Below are 11205 nucleotides of genomic sequence, written 5' to 3' on the forward strand. Positions count from 1 at the left end.
TTTTCATTGAGTATAATTCAATTACCATTATTTTCTCCGATTTCTTGATAGTTTATAAAAAACCTAGGCTGTCACTCCTAAACAGTATGACAACCTAGTTTCAACAATTTACATTTTATAGGAGCGCATTATTTTGCTTTTGCTGCGTACTCTTCGTTACGTTTGATCATTTGTTTTCTGTACCAAGCAAAGATACCGATATAGAATACAAGGAAGACTACTGCACCAAGAATTGCTTTGATATCACCAGTTGTAGTGTTACCAATTGTCCAACCAAGAAGTTTTTCGATTGGTCCTTCAAGAGTTGAGTGAGTGATCAATTGAGTTTGGCTCACACCTGCTGGGAAGGCACCTACACCTTTAGCAAGTTCTGTTGCAAATGGTGCAATAAGTGTACCTGAAAGAAGGAAGAGTGGCAACAAGAGTGTTCCGAAGATAATCATACGGAGCAATTTACCACGAGTTACAACTAAGAGAGCTGGAGTAACACCCATAGCGATGATACCTGCAAGTGGCAAGATACCATTTCCGACTTTTGAAAGAAGAACAGCTTCAATCAACATGATTGGAGCAAGTACGTTGGCACAAGCCCAGATTTCAGCACGACCAGCGATGAATGGCCAGTCAAGACCGATATTGAATTTACGTCCTTGAAGACGTTTAGTAGCAACGTTTGTAATACCTTGTGATAGTGGTTCTACGGCTGCGATGAACCATGAACCGATAAGTGAGAAGAGTTCCAAAGATACACCGGCAGTCAAACCAAGAGACAACCATCCTTTGATAACAAGACGCCATTTATCTGCATCTGCAACACCTGCAATTGGATGTGGAGTTCCCATAATACCGATAACGATACCAAGGATGAAACCGATGAAGAATTTAGATCCCCAGAAACCGATTTTCTTGTTCAATTTAGCAGCATCAAAGTCATATTTATCAAGGCCTGGGAAGAATTTTTCAAAAATCTTATCCAAAACCATGATAACTGGGTTCATCATGTAGTTCATGTGAGTTGATGTCATTGGTGATGAACTTGGAGCGTTAAGAAGGTCATCAAATGTAGGTTTCATCAAGTCAGAGTTGATAATTTTCAACACACCAACAAGGACGATAGCTGCTGTAGCAATAAAGAGCGAAACCCCTTGACTCACACCATTGTTATCAGCATACCATTTAATCAAGAGACCTGTGATAGACAAGTGCCAGATATCAAAGATATCGACATCAAGTGTATCGGTTTTCTTCATAGCAAGCATCACTACGTTGACAATCAACATGATGAGCAAGAAGTAAAGTGTCCAAGCAGAACCCCAAGTGATTGTTGCAAGTGGTGCCCAACCAACGTCGGTAATACTCAATTGGATACCAGTGTTTTCAACGAATTTTGCAAGTGATGCTGAGAAAGCACCATTTAGCATACCGATGATAGCACCGATACCTGTAAGAGCGATGGCAAGTTTGATACCACCTTCAAGCGCTTTGGAGAATTTCACTCCAAAAAGTAAAGCCAATACTGTCAAAATGATTAACATGATGACAGGTCCACCCATTTCTAAGATGGGATTGAAAACCTTTCCGATTAGGTCAAAGATTGCATCCATAACAGTTCCTCCCTTTTTTATGTTATATGAATGTTAACAAATTAGAATTAGCTTAATCCGTGTTCTTTAATAGCTGCTTCAATATTGTCAAATACTGGAGCGCTCATTGCTGGGATACGGAATAAGATTGGTCCAGCTTCGATAACTGGGATACCTGGTTCAAAACCAAGGTCTGTTGCAGCGATTGGTGTAAAGATATCGTAACCTTTCATAAGGTCTTCGTTTACATCTTTCACCATGACTGCATCACAGTGAACATCATAACCACGGTTTGAAAGTTCTTCTTCTAGAGCACTTTTAATTTGGTGACTTGAGTTAACACCTGCACCGCAGGCAGCAAGAATTTTAATCATTTAGATTTCCTCCGATTTTATTTTTTAATAGACAAGATTAAGCGGTTGCTTCAGCAATGTAAGCATAAAGTTTTTCTGGTTCGGAAATTTTTGATAGGTCTTCAAGATGTCCATTTCCTGTGAAAAAGTCCATCAACTGAGCCAGAATATTTGTTTGACTTGAACTTGAGTTATTGATGATAAAGAAGAGCAAGGATACTTCTACTTCCTTATCAGGAGCTATCATATTGTGAAAAGTTACTGGTTTTTCTAATCGAACAACCACCACTTTCTCAGCTAGATTATGAACAATATCTGTATGAGGAATAGCCACATTCGGCAAATCCTTACCCAAAAATTCCATATCTAAGCCAGTTGGAAATGACTTTTCACGCGTGATCAAGGCTTCACGATAAGTTGGAGTCACGATTTCTCGTTCCTCCAATAAAGTAGCAACCTGATCAAAGAGATGTTCTTGATTATCCGCTTCTAAGCAAAACACAAGGTTTTTACCAAAGAAATGATCTAATCCCATAAGGTTTTCCCTTCTTTCCATTAACTTTATGCTATAAGTATAACACTATATGTAATCGTTGTCAATAGTTTTATGTTGATTTTTGTCTTTTTTTATGCTTTTGTTGTGTTTATAGTTTGTTATATAAAAATAAACAAACAAATATTCCAAGTATTTTTCTGTTCTAATACTCAATGAAAATCAAAGAGCAAACTAGAAAGCTAGGCACAGACTGCTCAAAACACCGTTTTNNACTGACCAAGTCAGTAACCATATCTACGACAAGCCGACGTTGACGTGGTTTGAAGAGATTTTCGAAGAGTATTATTTTCCTTCTTTATCAGGAAATAGATAGCCAATCCCTACACAAGCTAGGACGCCTGCTCCAATCACCAAGCCACTTGAAATTGGCAACAGATCCAAAATTGCATTTGCGATGATAAAGGCAATAATCAAACACATCAGACTAGCCTTGTAGTCTTTTTTCAAAAGATTCTCTAGAGTGAAAAAGAGGAACAGACCCACCGGAATCAAAGACCATAGGCTGACATTCAAACTTGGCCAGCCAACAGAACCAAAATACAATACTGTCACTGCTGCTAATAAAAAGACAATTCCCAATAATTTTTTCATTTGTTTATCTCCAATTTTTTTATGAACTTGAGTTCTCTGATAGTGAAGCCTCACGTCCCTTACAAAAATCATTATAGTAGAGGTCAGTTTCAAGAACAAGTTCTTTTGCCTATCTGGTCTCTATATCAGTCTAAGTGGTTAAATAATGGCGATAAAATAAGGAAGCCGTGAAAAACTACCTCCCAAATGAAAAGGAATTAAGCAACCAAACGCTACTTAATTCCTTGAAATTGTCTCATCACCTCTATTAGCCTTTAAATTTTGAAAGACTCTATTTGCTAATCAATATTTGTCAATACTAACCCTTTCAATCAATTCATTAGTTATCTAAACTAAGTCTATTAATAAATCCAAAAAGAGTATCAATAGTAAAGTAAACTAAATAATTGAGTTATAAATAGCTATTTTCACAAAACTGTTTCATCATCACACCATCTCAGTACATAAACCATTTTTTCATCTATAGCTTTTGTCTTAATCTTAATCTTTTTTCTTTAATCCAAGAAATGCACCTAAGGTAAACATTATTCCGGCAACCAATGACGTGAAGACTTCGCTAACTGTTCCGGTTTTTGGCAACCTATCATTGTTAGTAGTTGATTTACTATCAATATTGGTATCTTTATTAGCTATGTTCTCTGGTTCATTAAGATAAACTTCCTTCTCATTTTCAAAGTTTTTATCATTTTTATCAGGAACTGGAGCTGTAACATCCTTAGTTGAATCAGATCTTTGACTTTCATCTAATTGACTATAATTTACTTGTACAGGAACTGTAGTTTTGACATCTTTAGTTGAATCAAATTTGTGTGAATGATCTTCTCTTTGTAAATCCTCTTTTCTGTGACTTTCATCTAATTGATTATGATTTGCTTGCACCTTATCTTTCTTTTTGGATACATCAAAAGTAGGTTTATTTTCCTCCTCCTTTTTCTCCTCTATTTTCTTGAATACAGGTTTTATAAGGGTATCTTTTGATAGATTAATAACATAGCCAGCGTCTTTTTTACCTTCGAAACCAGCAATTTCCCAACCATCAAATTGATAGCCTTTTTCTAATTCACCCTTATAGACAGGTAAAATAAAATCTTCTTCCGGCACTATCTGAGAACTCATTTCTTTTCCATTTTGAATGGTCACAGTCACCCTATGAGGTTTTAATTCGCTCATTTCTCCCGTATCTTTATTTAAAATAAATTCTTTTACGGTTGTATTTCTTGCGAAATCTTTTACAAGAATCTTAATATTTAGTGTCTTATCTGTTAGTTGTTTAATATCATCAAATGATGTATATTCTTTTCCATTTACATAAATATGTTGTTCTTGAATCTCACCATCGAATCCATTATTTCTTTTATCATTGATGTTAAAGACTACAGATTTTCCATCAGCATATTCGATACTAGTATTTCCCTTAGGATCAATGTTTACTTCGGGTTTAACATTATCATATAAAAACTGATAGTGGACTCCAACTGCTTTCGCATTCAAATCGCTATAGCCAGTTTGAAGATAAACATTTCCATCCATATCTGTTACCTTATCTGGAAATCCGTTTGCTTTATAGTCTTTCATTCCCCAGTCCATGATGTCACCGTCTTTAACATTAAGCTTAACGTTAAAATCTCTAGTGTTATCAATGTGTAAATCTCCGTAGATTAAATAATTATCTACAACCGATTCATTAACTCTCAATTCCCAGTTAAAACCACCCTTATCAGAAATCTTACCTCTTAAATAAAATTCTGGATTTCGTACATAAATTTTATTAGATTTAGATGGATTAAAGTAGTTCTTATCCATTGAAAGGTTTACTGGTTTGGTATCAATAAATAACATGGAGCCATCTTCTTTTATAGCTTCTACATTAGAATATTCCTCCCCATGATACTCTTTATTATCTTTACCAAATAATACAAGTTTAGAGGAATCTGTCACAAGATTTCCATCTTTATCGATTGCTTCCCCTTTATCATTCATGTTAAAGGTAAACACTTGATATCTTACAATGTTAAAGCCGTCCAAAGCCGACATTAATACTGATTGAGTGCTTCTTCCATCTTTAACATTTCTACTATCAGCATAAATTGTTGTTTCTGAAAGGACTCTTAGATTAGGATTGGTCTTTTGTATTTTTGCTATATCTTCCTTGCTATAAACTCCATTCCCTGCTAACATATCCGTTTTTCCAGGATTATAGGTAGTCACTTTTAGTGCATAGCCTTTTCTTAGAATGATGTTATCCTTTAACAGATATTGTTGTTTTTCTGAATCAGAATAGATTTTACCAGATTCCATTTCAGTTAAATTGTTTGGTTTGTTCTTTGAAAGATCTCCTTCTCCTAATTCGATTACATTCCCATAACTTGATGCATAGGGATATTCTGTTTTAGTTTCCTTATTTTTTTCAGGCATTCTAATTTTAGTTTTAGCTTTTGTTTCACCCTTATCTTTTACAAGGATATTCATATCACCCGTAAAGGATAGACCATCGACTACATCATTTGTGTTTGCAAATAAGTCAAAGGTTAGAGTTTTAGTTTGTGGGTCGTATTTACTTGCCTTAATTTCTATTAATTTGAAGTCATTGCCATAGTAAGCCTTAGCATTTTTGGATACATTACTTACTTTTCCAAGAATTTCAAAATGTCCATCCTTTGATGGGCTTAATACTCCACCAAGTTTTGATTTAACATCATCAAGTTTCTCAGTTTCATATTCTAGAGCACTCTTATCTTCATAGGCAGTTATATTTCCTTCATCGTCATATTGATAATCAATCTCTACTGTTCTTTTTCCACCAGTTACAAAGTCATATTCTTCCCTATATTTCTTTTTAATGAGTTTCTTTAGGTCTTTATTTTCAAAGTTTCTTACAGTAGAGATTTCTTTGTCTAACTCTAGAGTTGAAGGTCCCTCTATAGGTTTTTCTTCAACAGTCTCTTTCTTTTCTTCTACGTTATTTGAAGCTTCTGGACTTTGGGCATTTTTAAGTTTATCTTCAGAAATTTCACCTAGTTTTTCATATTTAGAAGCATCTTTGTCAGGATCTACTAGGTAATAAGAAATCATTCCTTTTTCATCAGCTTGGTCATCAAATTTAATTCTATGGATTTTGGTGAAGTTGCTTGCACCATCTAGGGCGATTACTTCGATGATTTTTCCTCTTAAATCTCCTGCTCCGCTAATTTCGTAGATAGTATTTCCATCTTTATCAAGCTTCCTATTTCTTCCCTCACCCTCTCCGGCGTAAGTTACATCAAGACTTTTCTCAACATCTCCATACTTATCGACAAGAGCTGCACCTGCGTACCATACTTCGTTGGCTACTTCTTCAAATTTCTCAGGATGTTCTTTTTGGTCTCTAGCAAACAAGGTTTCGTGTTTGTACTCATCCTTTACCTTGTGGTAGGTATCTTTTGCGATCAATTTAATTTTATCTGGATTAGAAAAATCAATTGAAATAATTTTTGGAGCTGTATTATCAATTTTTACTGGTATATAAGAAACTTGCCATGGATAATCCTTGGTTAATCTATATTTGAATTTGTAGAAGTATTGACCCTCAGCTATTGATTCAAATTGTCCTCTTATCCTAGTAGCTGGATCTTGGTTATCCTTACTTTCTGGTTCATTTTCTTCTCTACCTCTAGGGTTATAGATGAGTCCATCCCACTTCAAATCACCCCAAACTTTTAGTTTAGATGATTTGATTCCCTTTGCATCATTGCTTTTAGAATTTAAAATTCCTCTAATAAAGTGTTCTCTCGAAATGACTTTTAAGTCTCTTTGATTTTCTCCCTCTTTATTTGTATTTACTATTGAAATCAATCCTTCTTCTGCACTTCTTAATACAAGTGGAGAAGGGGTTAATCCTCTTTCAAGTTGAGCATCTTGAGGATTTCCATTTGAATCTAAAGGATAAATGTTAGCAACATTAGATCCACTAGTGGATTCTGCATGAATACCTTGGTTGTTAAAGGCAAATAGGTCTGGGTCTTGGTCTAGTGATGTAATATTTTTATCTTTTCTGTTTTGAATAACAGCTGCTGGATTAAATTTATCTATACCATGTTCTCCACCAATTCCCTTATTTAAGGTTCCTGGAATTTTTGGTTTACCATCATCATCATAACCTTCCATTGTTTTTGATTTTGAACCCTCTTCCCAGGCCCATTTATCAAGGATTGGTTCGTGGTTCCAATTCCCAGCAAATCCCATTAGAGGCATCGACAAAGAAGGTTGGAAGTTTATTTTCTTCCCGTTAGAGTTTAGAGCTTCCATTTCTTCCACTGACTCAAAATGAATAAATGATTCTACAAATTTATTTTTGTCTTTAGCCTCTCCAACATTTATAACCGCATTCAAATCAAAGCTAGAATTTGCGCCTATAGTGAAAGTATCATGCTCAAATGTGATATTTGCTCCTTTGATTTTTTCTGGATGGATTTCTGGAACAATTTGCTTACCATCTGGAGATTTTTCATCTTTGTATGTTTCATCCAGCTTTAATCTATCAGTTAGAGAATCTGTAGTTATCGCTGATGCTGAAACTTTAAAGGTCAAAGGTCTGTTTGATGTATTGTGAAGCTTAATTGTAAAATATTTTTCTTCTCCTTTTATTTCTTTAAGAGAAATAGAACCATAAGAGTTTACCAAACCTTTAGAATCCTTGTTTTTGAAAGTCGCTACAACTTCATTTCTCAAAGCATTGGCCACATTAATTAGGCCTGCTCCCTGTTGTCTAGGTGATGCAAAGTATTGGCTTTTTTCTTTCCAAGACGTTGCGTCCATCATCGGTCGCGCAGTATTTTGTAGAGCAATTTTTGTAAGACTTGTAAGGTCTATTTTGTCATCTCCCTCAAGATTTCTCAATACAGGTCTTTCAAGCATTTCCTTTAACTTCGGTCTAATCAAAACAGTAGAAGCTGCTACGATTGGAGTTGCCATACTGGTTCCTGACATATAGCCATAAGTTGATTTACCATTAATGACATTAAGCGTGGATTTAATATTTTTACCAGGTGCTGAAACATCGGGTTTTAAAAGTAAATCTATTCTTGGCCCCCAAGATGTGGATCCTGCTGGAACGATGATATCTTCTTTATAGAGTTCTTTGTCTGTGTCAGGTGCAAACTTAAAGTCAATCTCTTTTTCGTCACCTACATTCGGTTTGTTGGAATTAAAACTTTCCATATCAATTGGATAGTATTGCTCCAATTTATCTTTAAAATCTTCTTTATTATTTCTTTTGACTTCAGTTTTTTTATCAGGATTAATCATGTTCCATAGCTTTACACCATCATCTCCTGAAATTGAAAACACTTGACTTTTAGTACCTTCATCCGCTTCATATCCCATAGCTGGAAGCTCTGTCCAATTATCTCTATTGTAGTAATTGACAGTATTTACAACCATAATGGCGCGTGCGCCCTTATCCGTAGCTTTTTTAAAAGCATTTTTTAAATCCTTTGTATAAATTCTATCCATTACTGCAATTTTGCCCTTAAGATCCAAACCTATCAAATCTTGGTCTTGGCCCTTGCCTATATATACAAATTTCAATTTACTAGGAGCTTTTGAACCATCTTCATTTGTTGTGATTTTATTCTTATCGAAAAAGGCCCCTATATTTCTGTATTTAAAACTTTCTCCACCTATGTTAACTTTATCAAACTCAACTGTTTGATTTTTAGCAGATGCAACCGCTATCGCATCTTCATGTGCTGCTGTTCGCGTTACATTTCCAGTATCGGTCATTTTCAGATGATTATTTGCCACTAAATCCCAAGAAGAACTTGAAGCAGAAGTCGCATAGTTACCCGTAGCGACAACCATTGGAATGCCTGCTTTTCTTAATGCTCTAATAGCTTGCCAATATTTCTCACCTACAAGACCTGTTCCTGTAAAACCAGATGATACCGAAACAACATCAACGTTGTGTTTGATGGAATCTTCAATAGCATGAAACATTGTTTCATCCCCTGCGAACCCAGATCCTGCGTCAGAGTACATTTTATAAGAGAAGATCTGTGCATTAGGTGCAATTCCATCTATGCCATTAAAGTTCTTGATGTCTTTTTCAGTATCATTTCCAGCAAGAATCCCTGCAATATGCATCCCATGGGGATCAAAATAATCACTTCCATCATCAGCTCTTTCTACGGTAATTTTACCACCATTATAATAATTAAAAGCATGAGGAATTTTATCACTCAACCAATAATTTTTATCAGTGCCTTTTAAGTCTTCTTTTTTAAATCTCATTGAGGCTTTGGCATCATCATCGATTCTCATAGCCTTATGCCTATAATCTGTCCCCGTATCGATATTTGAAATGACCATACCTCTGCCATCAAAATTTCTTCCAAATTGAGCATTAATGGCCTTTAGGTAATCAATAGCTTCCTCAACTCCAATTTCCTTTCTGGCATGATTCATCATGGGTTGGACTTTTTGTGCCCTTTCAACCGATGAGATACCTTCTATGTGTTTAATTTTGTCCAAGTTATCTGGAGTTGTTTCTATGGCACTACCGTTAAAAATTCTATCATAAGTATATAAAACTTTTGTATTTTTAAGACTGGATAGTCCCTTGATTGCTTTTTCTCTAGACTCTTCATCTTTAAATTCAGCAATATAGACAAGTCTATCCTCTTTTTTGGGACTTTCTGAGTCTTTACTTGCAGACGAGTCCGCTTTATCTCCTTGGGATTGATTGGAATTTTCTTCTTTGCTTGTTGCTTCTTCATTGCTAGTGCTATTGTCTATCACAGGATTTTTACTAACAACTTCTTTTTCCTCAATAATTGTTGTTTTCTTTTCTTCAGTATCCTTTGAAGCTTCTATAGCATGATGAATCTCTTCATGTTTCTCTTTATTTTCTGTTTCCTTATCTACTACTACTTTTTCTTTATCAGAGATATTTAAAGCATCTTCAGAGCTAGATATATCTGCTAAGACTACCTCATTAGGGGCATAGGCTGCTAAAATAACTGCAGCTGTGGTTAATGACAATACTGTACTTTTTTTCATTTTAATTCCTTACATATTTATTTAACTTCCAATAGATAGAAAACTTTAACTTTGCTAGCCTTTGTTATAAAAAGTTTTACTAAGTATTATCTAGGAAATAGAGTAGTACATTTATATATAATTGTTAGCTCTCCATAAAAATAGTATATCATTTTTTAAATTTAAGTCAAGAAAAATTAATATGTGTTAATTTATTTTTTAATACACATTAAAAATATAGAGTCAAAAACTTTCGTAGTTAGCTGGGGTACATTATCAGAACATTCACACCATCAAAAATAGTAGCAATCAAATTGAACCACTACCAAAATCACAAAGTCAAACATCATTGATGAAATATCAGCGCTATTAAACAATATAAATAACCGCTAAGAATAAGACTTAACCCCAAATCATTCATACCTCTCTCAACTAGATGTAACTTACAAAACCCCTGACCTCATGAGCCACTTTCTTCCTCCTCATGAGGCCAGTTTTACTTTCTGCTGTTCCAGTATCGTTTTTCCTCGCTAGATTTCCTCAAAAGGGCAGACTCCTCCCTTGGTGCGTCACACGATTTTTTCATCTCGACTGTTCTTTAATGCATCATTAACGACGCTTTTCTTCTAGGTGGTTCATAAGGAACAGGAAGATTTAGGTTGACTTTTCTAATCCTAGAATAAAGTGCTGAAAACAATTCGGAATAGGCATAGAGACTAGACAATTTGAGGAGCTGCTTGCGTCCTGTTCGAACACATTTTCCTACCACGTGAAGAAAAAGATGGCGGAAGCGTTTGATTGTTAAAGTTTGGAAGTCACCTCCAGCTAGATGTTTGAGAAAAAGATAGAGATTGTAGGCGATACAGCTCATCATCATACGAACTTCGTTTTTGATTAAGCTTGAACTATCCGTTTTATCGCCAAAAAATCCCTCCTTCATCTCCTTGATGAAATTCTCGGCTTGACCACGTTTTCGTTCAGAGAACTGGCAGACACGACGCTTGTGCGACCAAGATCCTGCTTGATAGAGAGTTTCTGAGTAGGCGGAGTGGGGCAAGATGGTTAAGTCCTCATCCTGTGGGCAAGGGATCCAAGACGGCTCAGAACA

Annotated in this window: 5 protein-coding genes and 1 pseudogene; all 6 read right to left on the reverse strand. The window is 35.4% G+C overall.

Annotation, left to right across the window (positions count from 1 at the left end; translation table 11 throughout):
• Nucleotides 1–128: 128 nt before the first annotated feature.
• A complete protein-coding gene (locus tag HT736_RS05425) occupies nt 129–1604 on the reverse strand; it encodes a PTS galactitol transporter subunit IIC (RefSeq protein ID WP_100104717.1) in 1476 nt (491 codons plus the stop codon).
• A gap of 47 nt (nt 1605–1651) precedes the next feature.
• Nucleotides 1652–1957, reverse strand: coding sequence for a PTS sugar transporter subunit IIB (locus tag HT736_RS05430; protein ID WP_000590563.1), 306 nt, complete (start codon nt 1955–1957; stop codon nt 1652–1654).
• 37 nt (nt 1958–1994) lie between these two features.
• On the reverse strand, nt 1995–2471 hold the full coding sequence (locus tag HT736_RS05435; protein WP_165852425.1) for a PTS sugar transporter subunit IIA: 477 nt from the start codon (nt 2469–2471) through the stop codon (nt 1995–1997).
• Between the two features lie 303 nt (nt 2472–2774).
• Complete coding sequence (locus HT736_RS05440; protein ID WP_100104719.1) at nt 2775–3083, reverse strand: hypothetical protein; 309 nt, start codon at nt 3081–3083, stop codon at nt 2775–2777.
• Between the two features lie 480 nt (nt 3084–3563).
• Nucleotides 3564–10118: a S8 family serine peptidase gene (locus HT736_RS05445; protein WP_172930813.1), complete on the reverse strand. Its 6555-nt coding sequence runs from the start codon at nt 10116–10118 to the stop codon at nt 3564–3566.
• Between the two features lie 577 nt (nt 10119–10695).
• Nucleotides 10696–11205, reverse strand: a pseudogene (locus HT736_RS05450) (transposase); the annotation flags it as partial.

The organism is Streptococcus sp. 339 (assembly GCF_013277285.1).
In the GTDB taxonomy this organism is placed as follows: domain Bacteria; phylum Bacillota; class Bacilli; order Lactobacillales; family Streptococcaceae; genus Streptococcus; species Streptococcus pseudopneumoniae.